Genomic DNA, 21,128 nt, shown 5'->3' with positions numbered 1-21,128 from the left:
TATCTGACTGGTTTCTTTTTTAGATATCAATTAACGATTATTTTCGTCTTCTTGACCATCTTCAAATTTAGTATCGTTGTCAAAACCACCTTGATGACCACCGAAGCCGCCTTGACCACCGAAACCACCACCTTGACCGCCGAAGCCACCTTGACCGCCGAAGCCGCCACCTTGACCACCGCCGAAGCCGCCTTGACCACCGAAGCCGCCTTGAGCGCCACCGAAGCCACCTTGAGCGCCACCGAAGCCACCGCCTTGAGCGCCACCGAAGCCACCAGTAGGTTGACCACCAAAACCGCCTTGTGTGCCACCTTGTGCTGGGAAGCCTGTACCTTGTGCGCCTGCTGGGCGTGGGTTACGTGCTGGAACAACAGTTGAAATCGCGTGTTTGTAAACCATTTGACTTACTGTATTTTTTAATAAAACAACATATTGGTCAAATGATTCAATATGACCCTGTAATTTAATACCGTTCACAAGGAAAATAGAAACAGGGATACGTTCTTTACGGAGAGAATTTAAGAACGGATCTTGTAAAGTTTGACCTTTAGACATTTTTAACTCCAAAAAAAAAATTTTAAATCAGCGCAAAAAAACTATCTTTATTTTTCAACTAAAAATTATAAAAAGACAGTGTGCAAATTTTGCTTTATCCATAAGAGTTTCGCAAGTCTTCTTTAGCCTGCTTTATCGTCAAGTAAGTTTTAAAATCGTGTATTTCTTGCAAAGAACGTAACCACGTATATTGACGTTTGGCAAGTTGTCGTGTTGCAAATAAGGCTTTATCCTCCATTTCACGTTTACTTTTGAGACTTATATCACTTTTTAATAGAAATTCTAGTGCTTGTCGATAACCCACTGAGCGCATTGAGGGTAAATTTTCATCTAAATCGTATTTTTCAATTAGAGCTTCAACTTCACTCAAAAAACCGATATCCCACATTTTGATCAATCTTTGCTCAATGCGCTGATGTAATTCTACCCGATCCGGAAGTAAAGCATAATTATGAAATATGTATCGATATGGTACGTTTTTTGGTTGTTCTGCCTGTAATTTAGTAATTGGCTCACCCGTAAGCTTATAAACTTCTAGTGCTCGAATAATCCTTTGCTTATCAGTCACATTAAATTTTATAGCCGCGGCAGGATCTACAGAAACTAATTCGTCATAAACAGCCTGCCACCCTTCATTTAAACCTTTTTCTTCAATTGCTGCCCGAACTTGGGCATCTGCGCTTGGCAAATTACTCGATAGACCTTCTAATAATGCCTTAAAGTACAACATTGTGCCTCCTACCAAGATAGGAGTTTTCCCTCGTGAATGCATGTCATCAATCAACTTAGATGCATCTTCAACAAATTGAGCAGCTGAATAAACTTCAAGAGGAGTGATCAGATCAATTAAATGATGAGGATATAGCGCTTGTTCTTCACGAGTTGGTTTAGCAGTACCGATATCCATATCTTTATAAACGAGAGCAGAATCAACAGAAATCAGCTCAAAATTTCCACGTTCGTATAATTCACATGCCAAAGCGGTTTTACCACTTGCAGTTGGTCCCATTAAATTGATGACGGGCAATTGATTTGACATGTAAAACTACTCTCCTCGAGCAAATAATTTATCTAATTGAGATAATGGAAATGCACGCCAAGTTGGCCTTCCATGGTTACATTGGCTCGCAAATTCGGTTTGTTCCATTTGGCGAAGTAAAGCATTCATTTCCGAAAGACTGAGTTGTCGATGTGCACGTACTGCTCCATGACATGCCATTCCAGCTAATAACTCATCTCTTTTTTGAAGTAATCCTTGTGCTTCATCATTTGGATCTAAATCATTTAAAAGTTCAGGAATAAGATTTTCAAAGTCAGCTTTTTGTAATATGGCTGGTACTCCCCGAACAATAATCTGCTCGTCCCCATATAAATCAATTTCAAGTCCTAAACGCTCAAGTTGAGGTTTTAATTCTTCTACCCGCACTGCCTGCATACGGCTAATAGAAATGACTTTAGGTATGAGTAACTGTTGAGATGTCCAAAACTCTGGTTTGTCCCAAGCATTTTTCATTTGCTGTAATAAAATACGCTCATGTGCTGCATGCATATCAACAATAATCAGCCCTTCTGTATTTTGCGCTAAAACATAAATTCCATGAAGTTGAGCGATTGCGATGCCTAACGGAAATTCATCGACTTTAGTTACTGGCTCAATATCTTCATTTACTGAAAAATTAGCAGGTTGATCACGCAGTGGTGCTAAGTATGTCTTTAACGCATTATTTAACTGAGGAGAGCCATTATATCTTGGTGTTTGATCTGTATAGTGAACAGCTTGCGGACGGCTGGCATTAAAATCGGTTAACAACTCTGTTGGTACACGCTGAGTCTGTGCTTCACTATCCGGATTTAAAGTTTCATTTGCTCGGTGCAATGAAAATTGTTCCTGATATTTAGGTTGAGGCTGCACAGAGTAATCTGAGTTTTCATCTGCTTTCATCGCTTGAGCTAAATCAGCGCTCGCTGTCTGAAATTGCGACAGAGTTTCTTTTGCGTAATGTCTTACAAACTCATGCACTTCTCTCTGATTTAAAAAGCGAATTTCATGTTTTGTAGGATGAACATTCACATCAATATTTTCAGGATCAACTTCTAAGAAAAGTAAATAAGATGAATGTTGATGGCCATGTAAAATACCGTCATATGCCATGCGTAATGCATGAGAAATCGTTTTATCTTTAACAATACGACCATTTACGTAGACATATTGCATATCAGCCTGCGCACGAGCATCTGAAGGATGGCCAAGCCACCCCGATAAACGCATGCTAATACTTTCGGCATCCATCCAATATGCATTTTGTACGAATTGCGAACCGAGCAGTTGTTGTACTCGCTGAAAACGGAGTTCTCCGCTATCTGCTATGGGTAAATTAATTCTAATATTATCATTGTGTTCAAGCACAAAACGTATATCAAAATGCGTTAAAGCCAGACGACGAACAATCTCTTCAATATGACCAAATTCAGTCGTTGGTTTCTTTAAAAATTTACGGCGTGCCGGTACATTAAAAAATAAATCCTGAACACGTATATGGGTTCCCTTTTGAGCAGCAACAGCTTGTACTTCTTGATGATCAAAGGCTGTACCATTGACTTCAACCTGATGGCCAATACCACTTTCATCTTGGCTACTGGTTAAAGTCAATCTTGAAACTGCGGCAATCGAAGCAAGTGCCTCCCCGCGAAATCCCAAACTTACAATAGCGTGTAAATCTTCTGCAGTTTTAATTTTACTTGTCGCATGGCGCATGACAGCTAATGCCAAATCTTCAGAATGAATACCATGCCCATTATCAATAATTTCTATGAGGGTCGAACCACCTTGAGCGATCCGTACAATGAGTTCAGTTGCACCCGCATCGATGGAGTTTTCTAATAATTCTTTAACAACAGATGAAGGACGCTCAATCACCTCACCAGCAGCAATCTGGTTGGCTAACGCTGCGTCTAAAGTATGAATACGACGTTGTGTTAGCTTTTCATCAGTCATGAAGCTGTTCCTGCAAAGTCTGATATAAAGGTTCTGTGGGTAGAGTTAAAGTTACAAAACGACTCAGCTCATCCTCTGACTTTTGAATATCGATGATGATATCTGCCTGAGGAATTTCATCACCACCTTTTGATGGCCATTCAAATAAAAATAATGCATCAGTGACATCTAGATAATCACGGATTCCCATTAATTCAAGTTCATAAGGATCATTCAAACGATATAAGTCAAAATGAAAAATTTCTTTCTCATTGATTTTATACGGCTCAACTAGTGTATAGGTTGGGCTTTTAACAGAGCCTTTATGACCCAAGGCCTGTAAGAAATAGCGCGTAAGTGTGGTTTTACCCGCACCTAAGTCTCCAATTAAATAAATCACACCTGACTGAACATGTTGCGCCAACGCCTGAGCTAGACGCCCAGTATCTTCTTCATGATTTAACACCAATTTCAATGAATACGACATAGCACACATAACATGATTCAAAATAATCGATATGATAACATTGCCCTGCCTTAAAAGCCTACTCAAGCCCTAGAAGTTGGCTTTTTTTATATCAATTCTCTTACATATTTATACTTTTTTATGTCTAGTCCGAACGATTTTTTGCCACCTATGGTTGATGGTGTAAGCGCAAGCCAAGTTTATCTTCCTGCACAAACAAATACTCAAACTATTTATGAGTATCTATGCCAACATTTTCAACATATTAAAGTACAAGAGTGGCAACAACGCTTTCAAGATGGGCTTATTTATGGGGCAAATGGACAAAAATTAACATTAGATAGTCCCTATCAAAGCAATACGCATATCTTTTATTATCGATTTCTTGCCTATGAGCCACATGTTCCTCTCGAACATCGGATTTTATTTGAAAATGATGACTTACTGGTGGTCGATAAACCACATTTTTTAACAATTAGCCCAACTGGACAATATGTACAAGAAACATTATTAGTTCGACTTAAAAAACAGACAGGCAATGAATTTTTAACACCGATACATCGATTAGACCGTGAAACTGCTGGGGTTGTTCTATTTTGCAAACGGGTTGAATCGCGAGGTATTTACCAACAATTATTTGCGGAGCGTCAAGTCAATAAAACTTACCACGCTATCGCTCCTTATAAAAAAGAATTAAAACTTCCTCAAACATTACATTTACATCTAGATAAAGGGACTCCTTTTTACACCATGCAAGTTGTGGAAAATGCTAAAGCAAACACTCAGACCTATATTGAGCTTATTGAACACAACCAGATTTGGGCTAAATATCGTTTAACACCGACAACAGGTAAACAGCACCAGCTTCGTGTACATCTTAATTATCTAGATATTCCGATTAAAAATGATCCATTTTATCCGACTGTTCAACATAAGGCAGATGATGATTTTTCAGAGCCATTACAACTTTTAGCTAAGCACATTTCATTTGTCGATCCACTCACGAAAGGGGAAATGTTTTTCAATTCTCAGTTTGAATTGACGTTGTAATGCAAGTGTAATGACAAAAAGATTGTTTTTTATGCCGAAAAACATTGAAATTACATTGCAATGGTTTAAAATAAATTCCTAAAAATTAAAAATCATTTGGTTTTGTTATTCATGCGAAAAACAGAAGTTTATCAGGTTCGACTGGACTCCCAAGAGAAAAAGCAGGCTTTTGCTGTTTTTAAACAATTGGGAATTACCCCTGCCCAAGCGGTACGACTTTTTTTTAAACAAGTCGTATTAACTAAATCTATTCCGTTTGCGATCGAAAATCAGAGTATTAATATGGAACAATTATTAAAACTCCGAAAAGCAAAAGCATCTTCATTAAATCAAAACCCATCGACTTTAGCTGAAGATGATGACCATGAGGATTTGTTTGAAGAACTAAACGCACTTCTTGGTGAGAGCGACAAAACTTAACACTGTTGCATTTATAAACAAGTTTTAACGTCAAAAAGCTCTTTTTTTCGTTATGCTCTCTTTGTAAAAATATAATGATAAGTTACAAGGAGTACCAAATGATCGTTAGACGAGCGACTTTTGAAGATTTAGACCAACTCGCCGTTTTATTTGATGAATACCGCCAGTTTTATGGGGCTTCTTCTAATTTTAATGAATCACTTTACTTTCTTAAACAACGTTTTGAGAATAGAGAAAGTGTTTTTTTTATTCATATTAAAGATGAAAAAATCACCGGATTCGTTCTACTCTATTTAGGTTTTTCTTCAGTTGCTTGTTCAACATATTATATTTTAGATGATGTATATGTTACGCCAATTTTTCGTCGCCAAGGCTCAGCCAAACAGTTAATTGATACTGCCATTTTATTTGCAAAACAACAAAATGCCCTACGCATTAGCCTAGAAACTCAAAGTAATAACCATGAGTCTCATCGTCTATATGAACAAATGGGCTTCATCCGGGATAGTGAGTTTCAGACATTCCATTGCTTTCTTAAATAATATTTTGTGCTAGCTGCTTTTGCTGCTCTGATAAATAAATCCATTCCCCATCTGCTATTTCAGGTAAAACCAATTGACCTACTTGATGGCGATGCAATGCTTCTACTTTATTTCCTACAGCAGCAATCATTCTTTTGACTTGGTGATAAACACCTTGATGAATGGTCATCGTTAATTTGTGAGTTTCCAACATTGCTACATCGGTTGCAGCAAAAATGCCTTTTTCCTGATGTAAGCTGACACCTTCGCTTAACATTACGATTTGCTCAGCTGTCACTGGATCAATGGTAGTAACATGATAAACCTTTGGAACATGTTTACGAGGATGGGTTAAAGCTTGAAGATATTTACCATCATCAGTAAGTAAGAGTAAGCCTGTTGTGTCTTGATCTAAACGCCCAATTGCTTGGACGCCTCGATGAATCATGATTTCAGGTAAAAGACTAAAAACGCTTTGATGATGCTGAGGCTGATGTGAACATTCAAAACCTTTTGGTTTTTTTAATGCAATATAAACTTGTTCTCGATATTGGTAAGTTTGTCCAAAAAGCGAGAATTCTAAATTTTCAGGAGAAAATTGCTTTTTAAGATCATCGGCAATTTCTCCCTCAATACTTACAGAACCATTTTTTATTAACTGCTGACAATATTTACGTGAACCAAACCCTTGTGATTGTAAAATTTTTTCCAGCAGCATGGAGGTTTCTCTTTAGAACAAAACACTCATTTTAACGCAGTTTCAACTCCCTACTCACTACTCTTTGCATTTAGTTCATTAAACTGCGCTCTATTCTTCAATTACTCGATAAATATTTTCGTTCTGTTCACTTTCGAACAGTAATTCAGTTGTAGGTAAAATAATTTCATTATCAACAATAATATGTTCAATACGTTGGCTTAGCTTTAAAGTTTCATTTTCGTGTTCAACTAAATTTTGCTTTAATTGAGCCTTGGCATCATGAATCTGATCAAACTGATCTTTAATTTTGATATCTACAATTTCCATAGTCATTATCCTATGTTCATGAGTAATGACTATTTTTATAACACAACTTCAAAAAACTATAAGATTTAACTTGTTAATTTATATAACATTGTGTCCAAGCGTAACCGAAAAATTAAAACTCTTTATCAATGAGCGATATACAATAAAATTTTATTAAAAATAAAATCCAAGATCTGTTGAATCGTTTAAAGCGTTCACATTCCTACTCTTAAATATTATACAATTCCATTTTATTTACTTGCCCACCCGCTCCCATGCTTGCCCAATTTGATGTTAATTTAGTTGTCCTTCTAGTTCTACTTATCTGTGGTTTACTAAGTCAAAATGCAGCTGTAACCATTGCAGCAGGTGTGTTAATTGTCGTTAAAATTACGCCTTTAAATCAGTTTTTCCCTTTTATTCAAGCACATGGTCTTAATTTAGGAATTCTTATTTTAACCATTGGCGTACTCACACCCATTGCCAGTGGAAAACTGAGTGGAGAGAGTATTTTAAAGTCCTTTGTTAGTATTAAATCACTGGTTGCCATTGCAATCGGTCTGTTAGTCGCATGGTTAGGTGGCCGCGGTGTAAAACTTATGTCGAGTCAGCCTGATGTTGTTGCAGGTCTATTAATTGGCACAGTTGCTGGCGTCGCCTTGCTCCGTGGTGTACCTGTCGGCCCTCTTATTGCAGCAGGCTTGCTCTCGCTATTTATCGGTAAATAAATTTTTTCGATATTAAAAAAGGCGCCATTGGGCACCTTTTTTTATGCTTAAGCTAAATGAATTGCTCTAGCCAGAATAATACGGAGTCCGTTTTAAAGAGAACTTTTCTAACTGCTTTAAGAACCCTTCAAAATAACTTTTTTCTTTTTCTTCAGTTCGATAGCCCGCATATAACGTCCGTCGTAAGCCTGTAGGTGAAACGCAATCTAAACGGCGACTCGTAACCCATCCCTTTTGTTCATATTCATTCACTACCCAATCAGGCAATGCTGCAATGCCACGTCCACTTGCTACAAGCTGAATGAGCATTTGGGTTAAATCTGTTGTTCGTATTTGCTTAGGCTGAATATTTGCCGGAATGAAAAGTTTCGACATGATATCTAAACGATGCTTATCAACCGGATAAGTAATTAAAACTTCTTCTGCTAACTCTTGAACCGTAATATTTTCAGCACGAACCAATGGATGCGTGTTGGATAGAACCAAACGCGATTCATATTCAAAAATAGGAAAATACTCAATTCCTTTTAATGCAATTGGATCGGCTGTAATAAGCAAATCAAATTCAGCATTTTGTAAAAGCTCATGTGGATTAGCTTCAAATCCAGAAGCAAAGTCTAAATCAACATCTGGGTATTGATGTCGATATTGATTCAATAACGGCATTAACCAGTCAAAGCAGCTATGGCATTCAGATGAAAAGATAATTCTACCGGTCTGTCCATGCACAATACGAGTAATATCACTATGTGTAATCTGGATTTGCGGTAAAACATCATCAGCTAACTTAAGTAAGCGTTGCCCAACATTAGAAAAGCTAACAGGTCGGCTACGTCGATTCACCACCTCTACCCCATACCAATGATCTAATTCTTTTAATTGGTGAGAAATAGCCGAGGGCGTTAAACAAAGATCATTCGCTGCTGAAACTAATGAACCATGTTCACGTAAGGCAACTAAAGTTTTAAGGTGACGAATTTCTAACATGGGCCCAAGCCTGAACAATAGATTTATCTATAAATGTCTTAATCTCATCTTTGCCTTTCAACAAATAGAATAACTGTAGATAAACCTTCATTAATGAATACTATTCATCTTACCATGGAATTAATTAATTTGTCTCAACATGAATTATTTTTCATAATTATTCTATCAGATGAATTTTTTTTAATTTAAAGGTGAAGGTACAACTGTGTAGCTGACAATTACTGCTTAATTGAAATCGAAAAGAATTTTATAAAAACAAAAAATAGACCCGTTCTAGGTCTATTTCTTATGAAAATTAATAATTACTGCGCCCACACATTTAAGCTAATAATCATACAACTTTGATTTTTAGGTTTTACCTTTAAATTTAGTGGAGCTGTTACTTCTACTAAATACTCTCCAGCCTTTGGAAATTTAAGCTCAACCTGACCATTACTATCTGCTTTAAACTGCTGCACTTGTTTATCAGTCGCACCTTTTTCTCTTAAATTAATTTCAGCATTCGCGAGACTCGTTCCTTTCTCACTTATGGTTAATTTAACAGGTTGAGCAACTTTAATTGTGTTGGGATGTACAGAAAAGTTAACTTTAATTGGTGTGTTTGGAAGTTGAATATCTGAAACTTTTCCTTTAGAAAGATAACTTTGTAATACCCACTCTCTCGTTACTTCCTCTGTTTTAATATTTTTCGCTTTAATGTCAGCTGGAATTAAATATTCACGTTCTGCTTTCGGTGGGGCTTTATCAGCTGGCATATCAAAAAATAAATGCCATGCCTTTTGATCATATACATATTTTAAAGGATAACTTGCTTGTGTCTGAATGATATAAGTTCCCTCTTCTGGCAAATCTACATCAAAAACCGTGGCCGATTTATGCAAAGCTTCCGTCGTAATCGTCTTAAGCTCATTTTTAGGAGTAATTACGGTAAGTTTGGCATCCTTTAAAGCATACTCACTATTTAATGCTTCTTCGGCATAACCTGCAATTACGGGTACTTGAGTTTGTTCTGTTTTATAAGCTAAAGGCGCTACATAAGGCTCATGAGCAAAGCCTGCGGTACATATAAATGCAAGAGGCACAATTAAAAATTTATTCATTCTTACAAAATCCTGTTGTACACAAAGTTAAAAAATTTCAGACAAAAGATACGCAGATACAGTATACATAAATAAAAATCATTATTATTATCATTTAATATTCAAATTTAAAATTCTCTAATTTTTTATTCAAAAAGAAAGAGGCCCATAGGCCTCTTTCATCTACATTATTGCTCTTTTACTTTTGGAAATGCCTGATTAAAATCAATAAGCTTATAACTTTTTACTAAATCATCTGGTCCGTAAGATACTTCGTAAGATGTTTCTTTACCGTTAAAATATGCTTCTGTCGGCGTCCCAAATACTTCCCAAAGACCGATTGAAGCAACATCTGCTACACCATGACCAAAAGCTCTACCGACTTTCACCCACTTTGAATAACCTTGCTGAAAAGTATAGATCTCAACCCGTGTTCCATCACGGTATTCTGAAAGTACAGGTGCTCCAAACTCGGCAATCACATAGTTACGAGAACTACCTGGATTTAGAACATTTACATTTTTTTTACTTGGTTGATTACCCGCCATAAATACTGAGCAACCAGACATAGATAACATAGCCATACCCATAAGGCAGGTAATAAATAATTTTTTCACGACTTAAAATCTCTATTTTTTAAATATTTATACAACTTGTTGTAATGTTTAAAGTATTACGCGCCAATCATATATAATTTTCGAAAGTTTTTCGATGAATTATTCCATATAAAAATTTAAATTTACTTCATTTGAATATGTAATCCTTCTCTCAATATTTTAGTTTTTTATTATTCTGTACTCTTTTCCCTTATACTGCTCTTTTTTGAGTCTCTTCTTAACCTATTATGGCGTCCCCGCAATCTCCTCTATCTACACATCAACACTATTCACTATTTTTAGCAATTTTCTCACTCGCTGTAGGCGGCTTTTGTATTGGAACCACTGAATTCGTCGCAATGGGACTGATTCAGGAAATTGCCAATAACTTAAAAATTACAGTACCAGAAGCTGGACACTTTATTAGTGCTTATGCATTAGGTGTGGTTATTGGTGCTCCCATCATCGCTATTCTTGGAGCTAAAGTTCCTAGAAAAGCGTTATTACTTGGCTTAATGCTTTTTTATGGTATTGCCAACGCTTGTACTGCTTTAGCCCATACACCCGAAACTGTTTTAGTTTCACGTTTCATTGCAGGCTTACCCCATGGGGCATATTTTGGTGTCGGAGCATTAGTGGCAGCTGAACTAGCTGGTCCTTCACGAAGAGCATCTGCTGTTGCCCAAATGATGATGGGTCTTACAGTAGCAACTGTGATTGGTGTACCTTTGGCAACTTGGTTAGGTCAAAATTTTGGTTGGAGAGCTGGCTTTGAATTTTCAGCGACTATCGCTTTCTTCACCTTAATTGCTGTTGGCTTCTTTGTACCCAATATTCCAGTCCAAGCAAAAGCAAGCATAAAAACAGAATTAGCTGGCCTTAAAAATATCAACATGTGGTTAACACTAGCGGTAGGTGCAATAGGTTTTGGAGGCATGTTTTCTGTTTACAGCTATGTCTCACCTATTTTGACTGAATATACACAAGTGAATATCCAAATCGTCCCTATCGCTTTGGCTATTTGGGGTATTGGTATGGTTATTGGTGGCTTAGCCGCAGGATGGCTTGCAGATAAAAATCTGAATAAAACGATTGTAGGCGTACTCATTAGCTCAGCTATCGCTTTTGTTGTTGCCAGTTTCTTAATGAGTAATATTTATACTGCGATTGCCTCATTATTTTTGATTGGTCTTACAGTAATGGGATTAGGTGGAGCTTTGCAAACTCGCCTAATGGATGTCGCAGGCGATGCTCAAACATTAGCAGCGTCACTCAACCACTCTGCCTTTAATATGGCCAACGCACTAGGTGCATTTTTAGGTGGCTGGGTACTCAGTCACCAAATGGGCTGGATCGCGCCAATCTGGGTCGGTTTTGTCTTAAGCCTCGGTGGCCTTATCATTTTACTTATTGCATTTGCTGTAGAAAAAGCCAGTAAGAAAATTTAATCAAAGAAGATGCTAACTTATTATTTCTAATCAGTTAGCTTTCCACCACAGTGTGGACAATAACATTTTTTCTCTCTAACTGACTCTTCTTCCTCTAATACTTTTTCACGCATAATTTGAATAATCAGGTTATGCGCTTGTTCTTTTGGCAGGCCTACTTTTTGGCGGATTCGTTCTATTTCAGCTTCATCATGTAGAATATCAATCCCTCGTACCTGGAGTAACTCACGAAACTCTTGCTCTAGTCTTTGATTCCGTTGATTGAGTTCATTTGCAAGCCCAGATGCTAAAATACCAGCTGGTAACGCTGCAATACCAACACCTAAAATGGTAATGAGTGCGCCTAGTAACTTTCCTAAGCTGGTCACTGGGGTGACATCGCCATAACCTACTGTAGTTAAAGTAACCACCGCCCACCACATAGATTTAGGTATTGAACTAAAAGCTTCTGGCTGAGCTTTATTTTCAACCACATAAATGCCAGAAGCCGTCATAATAATCATAATAATTAAAATAAAGATAACTGCCTGGAAAGAGCCCTTCTCACGCTTAATCACACATAACAATATCTGTAGTGAGATAAAATACCGCGTCAATTTTAATAAACGGAGTAAACGTAATATTCTGAGCATACGAAGATCGATTCGTACGAGGAAATTGAGATAAGCAGGTAAGATTGCCATCAAATCAATAATTGCTTCCCCACTTTTCATCCAGTTCAAGCGGATTTTCCATGCAGATTGTGTCGTATCTCGATCTGCAACACTCCATAGTCTTAATAGATATTCAATACTAAAAATTGCAATTGAAATAACTTCAAAATAGTCGAACCAAACATGATAGCTTGTGTACAAATCATTTACTGTTTCTAACAAAACGGCAGCGACGTTGCCAACAATTAAAACAACTAAAAAATAATTAATACATCTACTTACCGTAGTTTCATAGTCATGATTATGAAGATTATTATAGAAAAACTTACGCAATCCCTTCCAAGCTGAATTTTGCATATTGATCTGACCACTTGATATTAAAGATATAGTAAGCTCTCGCCCTCTATTCACCAATATAGTCTTTAATAAATTTTCCTTCTCTCACTTGGGCATTTAAAATTTTCTACTTTTTTCTCAGGTCAAGTCATCGCTACACATCGGAATTCATTTTCTTCCCACCACTGCACATCATAGATGCCTGGGTGTGATTTCAAAATAAGATTAATATAGTTTTGCAGCAACATAATGTGATGAGTAATATCAAGCTTTCTAAATAAAAACTTTCTTAAAATAGGTGTATTTGGAGAAATAAAAATTGCGAATCCATTGCTATATTCTTCATGGACACTGATTCCAAGATACATGGTTATCTCAGGCAAAGGAATTTCAATTTGCCATCCCCAGTTTTCACTATATAGCTCTATATTTAAATGATATCTATTTTTCAAAATACTAAAAATATATTGTGCAATATCTTCAGTTTTTTGAACTAAAACACCTTCTTCACCAGAGTATGTTTTTTGATCATATTGTTGATAATCATCAAATTTAAATTCAACTATCGTCTTTAGCATTCTCAAATTCCCTATATAAAATACCCATATTTTTTTTAATTATTTTTAAGTTCGTTTAATTATTTTAAAACAAAAAACCAGTTAATTTCCAGTACTATATTTAATTTTATATATATCAAATTAAAACATGTCATATTTATTATTTTTAAATATAAATATGAACCAATTCACACTTTTAATAAAAATAACAATTCATAAAGTCTATTTTTTACCCAAATTATATATAAGTTATTTTATTAAATAATTTTTTCACTCTTCATATCTTAATCTAGATATATAAATTATTTTCTGATCCTTAATATTTTCTAAAAATTAGTATTAGAATATATTAATTTAATTAGATATCTTTATAGCTTTTTCTAAAACTAACAATACTAGGTACTATTTATTAGGCTGATATCCATACAGAGAATTTATAATTTTGGAATCAATTTCAGAGCCAAAATTTCAGAACAACTTAACAATACCAAATAAACCAAAGAAATTCTTAACACAAAAATTTCATCCCTTTTATTAAAATGAAAATTAGTACTTCCCACTCGTTATTTTTAAGTTTTTTGAATTTTTGTATCATTTAATCGATAATAGAACTTTAATATTTATTTCTTTAGCGATTCATTCATAAAGAACTTTAAATTTTTTTTAAACATATGAAAACAAGGGGAAATTACATGGGATTTAAAGCCCTCCCTACACTTATTTCTTTATTTATTACATTGTTAATCTGGTTTGTGATTCCTGTACCCGCAGGTGTTGATCCTGATGCATGGCATTTATTAGCGATGTTTGTAGGTGTGATTGCCGCAATTATCGGTAAAGCTATGCCAATTGGTGCAATTGCGATTATTGCTATCACCTTAGTCGCTGTGACAGGTGTTACCAATGACAGCCCAAGTGGAGCCATTCAAGATGCCCTTAGTAGCTTTGCAAATCCCCTAATCTGGTTGATTGGTATTTCCATCATGATCTCTAAAGGTTTGCAAAAAACTGGATTGGGTGCACGGTTAGGCTATTTATTTATCGCAGTTTGGGGCAAAAAAACCATTGGTATTGGCTATAGCATGGTGCTTTCCGAACTCATTCTCGCCCCTGTAACACCCAGCAATACGGCACGTGGTGGTGGAATTATTCACCCGATTGTACTGGCAATTTCTACTAGTTATGACTCCGATCCTGCTAAAGGCACTGAAGGTCGGATGGGAAAATACTTATCATTGGTTAACTACCAAGCCAACCCGATTACCTCTGCAATGTTCATTACAGCAACTGCCCCCAATCCATTAGTAGTTGATTTAGTGGCAAAGGCTACTAATAGTGAAATTTCTTTAAGTTGGAGCACTTGGGCACTGGCGATGTTACTACCAGGATTAATTGCTTTAATCATCATGCCTTTGATTATGTATTTGATGTATCCACCCGAAGTCAAAGAAACACCTAATGCAGCTCAGTTTGCTAAAACTAAATTAAAAGAAATGGGACCTGTCAGTAAAAATGAAATCATCATGCTTGGTGTATTCGGTATTTTATTGATGCTATGGGCGGGTATTCCTGCCATGATTTTTGGCTCTGCTTGGGCTGTTGACCCAACGACGACTGCTTTTATTGGTTTAGGATTATTGCTACTTACAGGTGTGCTGACTTGGGATGATATTCTGACTCAAAAGAATGCGTGGGATACTATTACTTGGTTCGCAGCATTAGTGATGATGGCGACTTATTTAAATAAATTGGGTTTAATCACGTGGTTCTCGGGTGTTTTAGAAACTAGTATTGGTCATTTAGGTCTAAGCTGGATGCCTGCTTGTTTATTGTTAATGCTGGCTTATTTGTATGCACATTATATGTTTGCTAGCACTACGGCACATATTACCGCGATGTTTGCTGCTTTTTATACGGCTGGGCTTGCACTCGGTGCACCGCCAATGTTATTTGCCTTAATGATGGCAGCGGCTTCAAGTATTATGATGACATTAACCCATTATGCGACTGGCACTTCCCCAGTAGTGTTCGGTTCGGGTTACACCACTCTGGGTGAATGGTGGAAAGCTGGCTTTGTCATGAGCGTGGTTAATATCATTATTTTTGTAGTAATTGGCGGACTTTGGTGGAAAGTGCTGGGTTATTGGTGATTAATATTTTTGTGATGGTTCACTTTAAATAGCAAACCATCACAAAAATTCTATTTGCTATTCTTTCTAGTCGATTTTTGGGATAAATATTGGGTTTCATAAGTATCCAGAAGTTTGGCAAAAGACTTATCGATCACATCATATTTTTCTGGATTTCTCAACTTACTCAAAATACCCGCTAAAAATTTAGCATTTAATTTGATTATTAATTTATTTTGAGTATTGTACATTTCTTTACACCAATCTAACTCCACCCCTTTTTTAGGTTCGTTTAAATCACTTTTTGTAATTATAAAACCTAATTTTCCATAGTTTTTATTTAAATATGAGGCCATTTGTCTATATTCATCTGAACCTATATCTTTATAGTTCTTTACTTCAAATATTACATGGCGCACGTCATAATCTACTCTAATACGCTTCCATACTGTAGATATTTCTAAATTAGTAGCTATAACATCTCTACGCTGAGTGGCAGCTCCATTTGGATGCAAATTAAAATTATCTAGATGCGAACTAAAAATCAATTTTAGTACATTAAAACACCATTGTTCGAATTCTGGTGCATCATTAATACCATCTTTTATATTTCCTAGTGCTGAGGTAAGCTCACCTATTTTCTGTGATCTTAATTGCGGTGCCAAGGATGTTACTTCGATTTCGTATTCATCATTTATCTGTTCGGCATCATCAGGAGATAAAGCATTTTTAGAAAGATTCAATGCAATCCAGTAACAGGGATGAATTAATACATTATCATTATCCCTAAACTCTCTATCTGGGTTTCTTCCATCGTGACAGAAAGTAAAAATACTACTTTGGCTATCGTATATTCCAACAAAACCAACACTGTATAATGATCGCAAAACACCTGAAGAGTTTAAAACACTATAATCTAGTTTTTCTTTCTCGTTAAAACTAACCCCTGAATTAAAGTAACTTTCGACTGTTTGCAACATCTCATTGACAGACATTTTGGATGTTGTACCCATAAATGCATTTACAGCAGGTTTTATCGATGGAAATATTGCATAATATTCTTTTTGAAGATCATCTAACCTAGCTTTAGAAATTAATTTAGCTGCAGCTTCAATATCACGCATAATCAAGTTACTTCTATCTTCGGATAAACACTGATAGAAAGCTTTATTTAATAATGAAATTATATCTCTAGGTCTATACAACGTAAATTGTAAACATTTTTTAAAACCTTCTTCACCTTTAAGCTCATTACCAAGTCCTTGATCAATAGCGATACGATCCCATATCTTTCTTGAATTTTCTAGATTAAGATTTAAACTAGAATTAATCCTCTTCGTAACTAAGTTAAAGAGCTGTCTAACATCCCAATGTATACGAATCAACTCACCTTCAATATTTCTTGTATAATCATCATCATAGCGAGCTACTGAACGAATAATATTATCTCTTTGAAATATAATAACTCTTAATTTTTCAAATTTTTTATTTAATTCAACACCTGATAGAATCGTACCAGAAACTATTGCCGCACCTATCTCATCATTTTCATAACCTTCATCTAATTTATCTACTAAAATACATATGTTATTTCGTTTAGTAACAATATTCTTTTCTATAAATTTTTCAAAATCCTGCAATTTCAAATCAGTACTTAATAATCCTAAAGCTAATTCAGGATCTTTATAATTTTTTAAAGTATCCTGCATTTTCAGAGCCAATCTCATAAAAAAGCTATTCTGATTATATTTCTGCCATTCAGTTAACTCTTTGAAAATGACTAAATCACTATTACAGATATCTTTCAACTTATAATCTTTCGAAAATGAACTTAATATTTCTAAATAGAATCCATATTTAATGAATATTTTTGCAGCAGCTCTAGCTGTTGAGTAATTAACATTAAAGAATGAAAAAATTCTTCTAAAAAAAATTGTTTCTTGATCTTCAGGTGAAATTGCAATCGTATAATTTTTCTGCTGACGCCATACTTCATGGAGTTTATAGAAAATAGCACTTTTACCTGTGCCTCTTCGTCCAATCACAACTGTAGCATCTTTAGATTCTATGATTGTTCTATATGCTGCAGTTTCAATAAAATTAATACTAAGATTAAACTTATCATTTTCCGCTATTTGATCACCCAATAAACTAGCTCTTATAGTTTTATTATCCATGAATATTTTCCTAATTATTTATATCTTTTTATCTTATTTTTAATTTTTTTTCAAATAATTAAATAAAAAATAAGGACTGATTACTCAGCCCTTATTTTTTGCTAAATCAACAAATTAAGTCAATTGAGCAGCAGAGATTTTCTTAGTATCAACTTGATCAGCTTCTTTAGTATATTCGCTCATCTTGTCGAAGTTTAAGTATTTGTAAATCTCAGCAGAAGCGCTGTCGATTTGCGACGCGTACTGTTGATATTCTTCTGGGCTTGGTAATTTACCAAGAACCGCAGCTACAGATGCAAGCTCAGCAGATGCTAAGTAAACGTTTGCACCTTGACCTAAACGGTTCGGGAAGTTACGAGTAGAAGTCGATACACATGTTGTGTTCGGTGCTACACGTGCTTGGTTACCCATACAAAGTGAACAACCTGGCATCTCAGTACGCGCACCAGCACGACCATAGATGTTGTATAAGCCTTCTTCCATCAATTGGTGCTCGTCCATACGTGTTGGTGGAGCCAACCATAAACGAGTAGACAATGAACCACTAGGTACTTTGTCAAGTAACTGACCAGCTGCACGGAAGTGACCGATGTTAGTCATACAAGAACCGATGAATACTTCATCAATCTTGTCGCCTTGAACGTCAGAAAGAAGTTTAGCGTCATCTGGATCGTTCGGGCAGCAAAGAATTGGTTCTTTGATGTCAGCAAGATCGATTTCGTAAACTTTTAAGTATTCAGCATCAGCATCAGCTTTTAACAGGCTTGGGTTATCTAACCACTTCTGCATGTTTTCAGCACGGCGCGCCATTGTACGAGCATCGCCATAACCTTCTGCGATCATCCACTTCAACATGGTGATGTTAGAACGTAAGTATTCAGCAACTTTCTCTTCAGAAAGTGTGATTGAACAACCAGCAGCAGAACGTTCAGCAGATGCATCAGAAAGTTCGAATGCTTGCTCAACAGTCAAGTCATTTTCCATTTCTGACAAATCGATCTCAAGGATACGACCAGAGAAGATGTTTTTCTTACCTTTCTTCTCTACAGTTAAGTCACCCGCTTGAATCGCGTAGTAAGGAATTGCATGTACAAGGTCACGTAAAGTGATACCAGGTTGCATTTTACCTTTGAACTTAACAAGTACAGACTCTGGCATATCAAGTGGCATAACACCAGTTGCAGCTGCGAACGCAACAAGACCAGAACCCGCAGGGAAAGAGATACCAATTGGGAAACGTGTATGTGAGTCACCACCAGTACCAACTGTATCTGGAAGTAACATACGGTTTAACCAAGAGTGGATAATACCGTCACCTGGACGTAAAGATACACCACCACGGTTCATGATGAAGTCAGGTAATGTATGGTGAGTTGTTACGTCAACTGGTTTTGGATATGCAGCAGTGTGACAGAAAGACTGCATTACCAAGTCAGCAGAGAAGCCCAAGCACGCTAAGTCTTTTAACTCGTCACGAGTCATTGGACCAGTTGTATCTTGAGAACCAACTGTAGTCATCTTAGGTTCACAGTAAGTACCCGGACGAATACCTTGACCTTCAGCTAAACCACATGCACGGCCAACCATTTTCTGAGCTTGCGTGAAGCCTTTGCCAGTGTCAGCAGGTTGTACAGGTGTACGGAACAATGTAGAAGGTTCAAGACCTAATTCTTCACGTGCTTTAGTTGTTAAACCACGACCAATGATCAAGTTAATACGACCACCAGCACGTACTTCGTCTAAAAGTACTGGAGTTTTAAGTTCTGCTTCTGAAATTTGTACGCCATCTTTAAAAGCAGTAACTTTTGCAGCAGCGTGGTCAATTTTCAATACAACTTCGTCGCCCATGTTCATGTTAGCAACGTCGATTTCTACAGGTAATGCACCTGCATCTTCCATTGTATTAAAGAAAATTGGAGCGATTTTAGAACCTAAGCACACACCACCATCTTTTTTATTTGGAATGTGTGGAAGTTCGTCACCGAAGAACCAAAGTACAGAGTTAGTTGCAGATTTACGTGAAGAACCTGTACCAACAACGTCACCAACATAAGCAACTTGGTTGCCTTTCGCGATGAGTTCTTTGATTTGGTTTAATGGACCAACTTCACCTGGTTTTTCAGGATTGATACCATCACGCTCGTTTTTCAACATTGCATTTGCGTGTAATGGGATATCTGGACGGCTCCAAGCATCTTGTGCTGGAGACAAGTCATCAGTATTTGTCTCACCAGTTACTTTGAACACAGTGATTTTAATTTCTTCTGGAACGTCAGGACGGCTTGTGAACCATTCTGCGTCTGCCCAAGATTGTAAAACAGCTTTAGCATTGGCATTACCCGCTTTTGCTTTATCTGCTACGTCATGGAATGCATCAAATACAAGAAGTGTTTTCTTCAACGCTTCAGCAGCTAGGCTTGCAAGTTCAGCATTGTCAAGAAGCTCAACAAGTGGTGCTACGTTATAACCACCAAGCATGGTGCCAAGTAAGTAAACTGCACGCTCTTTAGAAACGAGTGGTGAAGTTGCTTCGCCTTTTGCAATTGCTGCCAAGAACGCTGCCTTTACGTAAGCTGCTTGGTCAACACCTGCAGGAACACGGTTTTCAAGCAAATCAACCAAGAACGCTTCTTCGCCTGCTGGTGGATTTTTTAATAGTTCAACAAGCTGAGCTGTTTGAGCATCATCAAGTGGCTTCGGTGGGACTCCGAGTGCGGCACGTTCTTCAACGTGTTGGCGGTAAGCTTCTAGCACGGTGTTCATTCCTCTTTTTTTGAAAAATTACTTGCAAATTCCAGCTTTCTTAAAAAGCTTCACAAGTAATATGGACTACAAAAGTTTACTAGAGTTCAAGGTAAAAGTTAATGAAAACGGGGTGTTTCTCCGTGATGCCCATTATTTTGTATCTAAATACCCATGTGCAAATAATGAGCGAATTAGCCAAATCTGGGCTATTTTTAAGCAAAAAAGCCTTACATCAGAGGAAATTCAATAACCGTACTCAATTAGAACGATTTATATTTTGGCATTTTGTCATGAGGTGTTGCCAAACACTCATCCATCGCTTGCTTTCTAACTTTTTCTTGGAGTGCTTGAGAATCTTTAGTCAGTTCTTCTTTTGGAATTGCATAAACTTTTTCAATAACATTAAGAATAAATTTTTTCGTAATATCATCTTCAATCTTATTTGCATGCTCAACTGCTTGAGTTTTTTCAATTGCTTGCTGACGATCAAAAACAATACTTCTCGCTGCATTTCCTACGCTAGTACAAAAGCCATGCCACTGCTCTTCAGGTGTTAAAGGCTTCTTTTCTGAACAACCGACAAAGAACAAACTCATTGCAATCAATAAAATCTTTTTCATCATTTCACTACACTAATTATTGCTGTTGATATCATACGGAAAATCATCATTTTTGCAAAAATTGCCATAAAAAAACCGAGA

General features: G+C 36.5%; 20 protein-coding genes. 6 read left to right on the top strand and 14 right to left on the bottom strand.

The window, feature by feature from the left end:
• Window positions 1-30 precede the first annotated feature (30 nt).
• The 4 genes from hfq to tsaE all read right to left on the bottom strand — a co-directional run bounded on the left by hfq (window position 31) and on the right by tsaE (window position 4,016).
• Window positions 31-555 carry an RNA chaperone Hfq gene (hfq, locus tag F936_RS07735; protein WP_005046408.1) on the bottom strand — a complete coding sequence of 175 codons (525 nt, stop codon included), beginning with the start codon at window positions 553-555 and terminating at the stop codon, window positions 31-33.
• A gap of 94 nt (window positions 556-649) precedes the next feature.
• A complete protein-coding gene (gene miaA / locus F936_RS07730) occupies window positions 650-1,594 on the bottom strand; it encodes a tRNA (adenosine(37)-N6)-dimethylallyltransferase MiaA (protein ID WP_005046405.1) in 945 nt (314 codons plus the stop codon).
• Between the two features lie 6 nt (window positions 1,595-1,600).
• Complete coding sequence (gene mutL / locus F936_RS07725; protein ID WP_005046404.1) at window positions 1,601-3,550, bottom strand: DNA mismatch repair endonuclease MutL; 1,950 nt, start codon at window positions 3,548-3,550, stop codon at window positions 1,601-1,603.
• Window positions 3,543-4,016, bottom strand: a complete 474-nt coding sequence (gene tsaE / locus F936_RS07720) for a tRNA (adenosine(37)-N6)-threonylcarbamoyltransferase complex ATPase subunit type 1 TsaE (protein WP_005046403.1) — start codon at window positions 4,014-4,016, stop codon at window positions 3,543-3,545. The genes mutL and tsaE overlap by 8 nt, the downstream gene beginning before the upstream one ends.
• Before the next feature lie 120 nt (window positions 4,017-4,136).
• Here tsaE and F936_RS07715 point away from each other — a divergent pair, with 120 nt between their 5' ends.
• From F936_RS07715 to F936_RS07705, 3 genes are all read left to right on the top strand, one after another.
• Entirely contained in the window at window positions 4,137-5,045 is a 909-nt protein-coding gene (locus F936_RS07715) for a pseudouridine synthase (protein WP_005046401.1), read from the top strand.
• A gap of 111 nt (window positions 5,046-5,156) precedes the next feature.
• Entirely contained in the window at window positions 5,157-5,465 is a 309-nt protein-coding gene (locus F936_RS07710) for a type II toxin-antitoxin system RelB/DinJ family antitoxin (protein ID WP_003652408.1), read from the top strand.
• 98 nt (window positions 5,466-5,563) lie between these two features.
• Window positions 5,564-6,007, top strand: coding sequence for a GNAT family N-acetyltransferase (locus F936_RS07705; RefSeq protein ID WP_004643268.1), 444 nt, complete (start codon window positions 5,564-5,566; stop codon window positions 6,005-6,007).
• On the opposite strand, the gene F936_RS07700 is transcribed toward F936_RS07705, so the two are convergent.
• Together F936_RS07700 and F936_RS07695 are read right to left on the bottom strand one after the other, a co-directional pair.
• Window positions 6,000-6,704 (bottom strand): pseudouridine synthase, encoded by a 705-nt coding sequence (locus F936_RS07700; protein WP_005046399.1) that lies wholly within the window; start codon window positions 6,702-6,704, stop codon window positions 6,000-6,002. The two genes, F936_RS07705 and F936_RS07700, sit on opposite strands and share 8 nt — an antisense overlap.
• 90 nt (window positions 6,705-6,794) lie before the next feature.
• A complete protein-coding gene (locus F936_RS07695) occupies window positions 6,795-7,013 on the bottom strand; it encodes a hypothetical protein (protein ID WP_004643270.1) in 219 nt (72 codons plus the stop codon).
• A 254-nt stretch (window positions 7,014-7,267) separates the two neighbouring features.
• On the opposite strand from F936_RS07695, the gene F936_RS07690 reads away from it, so the two are divergent.
• Complete coding sequence (locus F936_RS07690; protein WP_003652413.1) at window positions 7,268-7,720, top strand: DUF441 domain-containing protein; 453 nt, start codon at window positions 7,268-7,270, stop codon at window positions 7,718-7,720.
• Between the two features lie 66 nt (window positions 7,721-7,786).
• Here F936_RS07690 and F936_RS07685 read toward each other — a convergent pair whose 3' ends face one another.
• The 3 genes from F936_RS07685 to F936_RS07675 all read right to left on the bottom strand — a co-directional run bounded on the left by F936_RS07685 (window position 7,787) and on the right by F936_RS07675 (window position 10,403).
• Complete coding sequence (locus F936_RS07685; protein WP_005046396.1) at window positions 7,787-8,707, bottom strand: LysR family transcriptional regulator; 921 nt, start codon at window positions 8,705-8,707, stop codon at window positions 7,787-7,789.
• Window positions 8,708-9,009: 302 nt separating this feature from the next.
• Window positions 9,010-9,807, bottom strand: coding sequence for a DUF4198 domain-containing protein (locus F936_RS07680; RefSeq protein WP_005046394.1), 798 nt, complete (start codon window positions 9,805-9,807; stop codon window positions 9,010-9,012).
• Window positions 9,808-9,974: 167 nt separating this feature from the next.
• Entirely contained in the window at window positions 9,975-10,403 is a 429-nt protein-coding gene (locus F936_RS07675) for a hypothetical protein (RefSeq protein WP_003652417.1), read from the bottom strand.
• A gap of 227 nt (window positions 10,404-10,630) precedes the next feature.
• Between F936_RS07675 and F936_RS07670 the strand changes: the two genes are divergently transcribed.
• Window positions 10,631-11,830, top strand: coding sequence for an MFS transporter (locus F936_RS07670; protein ID WP_005046392.1), 1,200 nt, complete (start codon window positions 10,631-10,633; stop codon window positions 11,828-11,830).
• A gap of 26 nt (window positions 11,831-11,856) precedes the next feature.
• Here F936_RS07670 and F936_RS07665 read toward each other — a convergent pair whose 3' ends face one another.
• The gene (locus tag F936_RS07665; protein WP_005046391.1) at window positions 11,857-12,840 is read right to left on the bottom strand and encodes an ion transporter; all 984 of its coding nucleotides are present in this window, start codon (window positions 12,838-12,840) and stop codon (window positions 11,857-11,859) included.
• A 122-nt stretch (window positions 12,841-12,962) separates the two neighbouring features.
• On the bottom strand, window positions 12,963-13,397 hold the full coding sequence (locus F936_RS07660; protein WP_005046388.1) for a hypothetical protein: 435 nt from the start codon (window positions 13,395-13,397) through the stop codon (window positions 12,963-12,965).
• Window positions 13,398-14,068: 671 nt separating this feature from the next.
• Between F936_RS07660 and F936_RS07655 the strand changes: the two genes are divergently transcribed.
• A complete protein-coding gene (locus F936_RS07655) occupies window positions 14,069-15,526 on the top strand; it encodes a DASS family sodium-coupled anion symporter (RefSeq protein ID WP_005046386.1) in 1,458 nt (485 codons plus the stop codon).
• Between the two features lie 50 nt (window positions 15,527-15,576).
• On the opposite strand, the gene F936_RS07650 is transcribed toward F936_RS07655, so the two are convergent.
• The 3 genes from F936_RS07650 to F936_RS07635 all read right to left on the bottom strand — a co-directional run bounded on the left by F936_RS07650 (window position 15,577) and on the right by F936_RS07635 (window position 21,050).
• Window positions 15,577-17,682: a P-loop ATPase, Sll1717 family gene (locus tag F936_RS07650; RefSeq protein ID WP_005046383.1), complete on the bottom strand. Its 2,106-nt coding sequence runs from the start codon at window positions 17,680-17,682 to the stop codon at window positions 15,577-15,579.
• Between the two features lie 114 nt (window positions 17,683-17,796).
• On the bottom strand, window positions 17,797-20,436 hold the full coding sequence (locus F936_RS07645) for a bifunctional aconitate hydratase 2/2-methylisocitrate dehydratase (protein WP_005046381.1): 2,640 nt from the start codon (window positions 20,434-20,436) through the stop codon (window positions 17,797-17,799).
• A 251-nt stretch (window positions 20,437-20,687) separates the two neighbouring features.
• Window positions 20,688-21,050, bottom strand: a complete 363-nt coding sequence (locus tag F936_RS07635; protein ID WP_005046379.1) for a hypothetical protein — start codon at window positions 21,048-21,050, stop codon at window positions 20,688-20,690.
• Between the last annotated feature and the right edge of the window lie 78 nt (window positions 21,051-21,128).

The organism is Acinetobacter calcoaceticus DSM 30006 = CIP 81.8, from assembly GCF_000368965.1.
Taxonomy (GTDB): domain Bacteria; phylum Pseudomonadota; class Gammaproteobacteria; order Pseudomonadales; family Moraxellaceae; genus Acinetobacter; species Acinetobacter calcoaceticus.
The sequence above is the reverse complement of the archived record's forward strand: the minus strand, read 5'-3'. Positions and strand labels throughout refer to the sequence as shown.

What these genes read in the sequence shown, in the direction of transcription:
- hfq (WP_005046408.1), bottom strand. Translation starts at nt 555, where the DNA reads ATGTCTAAAGGTCAAACTTTACAAGATCCGTTCTTAAATTCTCTCCGT.
- miaA (WP_005046405.1), bottom strand. Translation starts at nt 1,594, where the DNA reads ATGTCAAATCAATTGCCCGTCATCAATTTAATGGGACCAACTGCAAGT.
- mutL (WP_005046404.1), bottom strand. Translation starts at nt 3,550, where the DNA reads ATGACTGATGAAAAGCTAACACAACGTCGTATTCATACTTTAGACGCA.
- tsaE (WP_005046403.1), bottom strand. Translation starts at nt 4,016, where the DNA reads ATGTCGTATTCATTGAAATTGGTGTTAAATCATGAAGAAGATACTGGG.
- F936_RS07715 (WP_005046401.1), top strand. Translation starts at nt 4,137, where the DNA reads ATGTCTAGTCCGAACGATTTTTTGCCACCTATGGTTGATGGTGTAAGC.
- F936_RS07710 (WP_003652408.1), top strand. Translation starts at nt 5,157, where the DNA reads ATGCGAAAAACAGAAGTTTATCAGGTTCGACTGGACTCCCAAGAGAAA.
- F936_RS07705 (WP_004643268.1), top strand. Translation starts at nt 5,564, where the DNA reads ATGATCGTTAGACGAGCGACTTTTGAAGATTTAGACCAACTCGCCGTT.
- F936_RS07700 (WP_005046399.1), bottom strand. Translation starts at nt 6,704, where the DNA reads ATGCTGCTGGAAAAAATTTTACAATCACAAGGGTTTGGTTCACGTAAA.
- F936_RS07695 (WP_004643270.1), bottom strand. Translation starts at nt 7,013, where the DNA reads ATGGAAATTGTAGATATCAAAATTAAAGATCAGTTTGATCAGATTCAT.
- F936_RS07690 (WP_003652413.1), top strand. Translation starts at nt 7,268, where the DNA reads ATGCTTGCCCAATTTGATGTTAATTTAGTTGTCCTTCTAGTTCTACTT.
- F936_RS07685 (WP_005046396.1), bottom strand. Translation starts at nt 8,707, where the DNA reads ATGTTAGAAATTCGTCACCTTAAAACTTTAGTTGCCTTACGTGAACAT.
- F936_RS07680 (WP_005046394.1), bottom strand. Translation starts at nt 9,807, where the DNA reads ATGAATAAATTTTTAATTGTGCCTCTTGCATTTATATGTACCGCAGGC.
- F936_RS07670 (WP_005046392.1), top strand. Translation starts at nt 10,631, where the DNA reads ATGGCGTCCCCGCAATCTCCTCTATCTACACATCAACACTATTCACTA.
- F936_RS07665 (WP_005046391.1), bottom strand. Translation starts at nt 12,840, where the DNA reads ATGCAAAATTCAGCTTGGAAGGGATTGCGTAAGTTTTTCTATAATAAT.
- F936_RS07660 (WP_005046388.1), bottom strand. Translation starts at nt 13,397, where the DNA reads ATGCTAAAGACGATAGTTGAATTTAAATTTGATGATTATCAACAATAT.
- F936_RS07655 (WP_005046386.1), top strand. Translation starts at nt 14,069, where the DNA reads ATGGGATTTAAAGCCCTCCCTACACTTATTTCTTTATTTATTACATTG.
- F936_RS07650 (WP_005046383.1), bottom strand. Translation starts at nt 17,682, where the DNA reads ATGGATAATAAAACTATAAGAGCTAGTTTATTGGGTGATCAAATAGCG.
- F936_RS07635 (WP_005046379.1), bottom strand. Translation starts at nt 21,050, where the DNA reads ATGATGAAAAAGATTTTATTGATTGCAATGAGTTTGTTCTTTGTCGGT.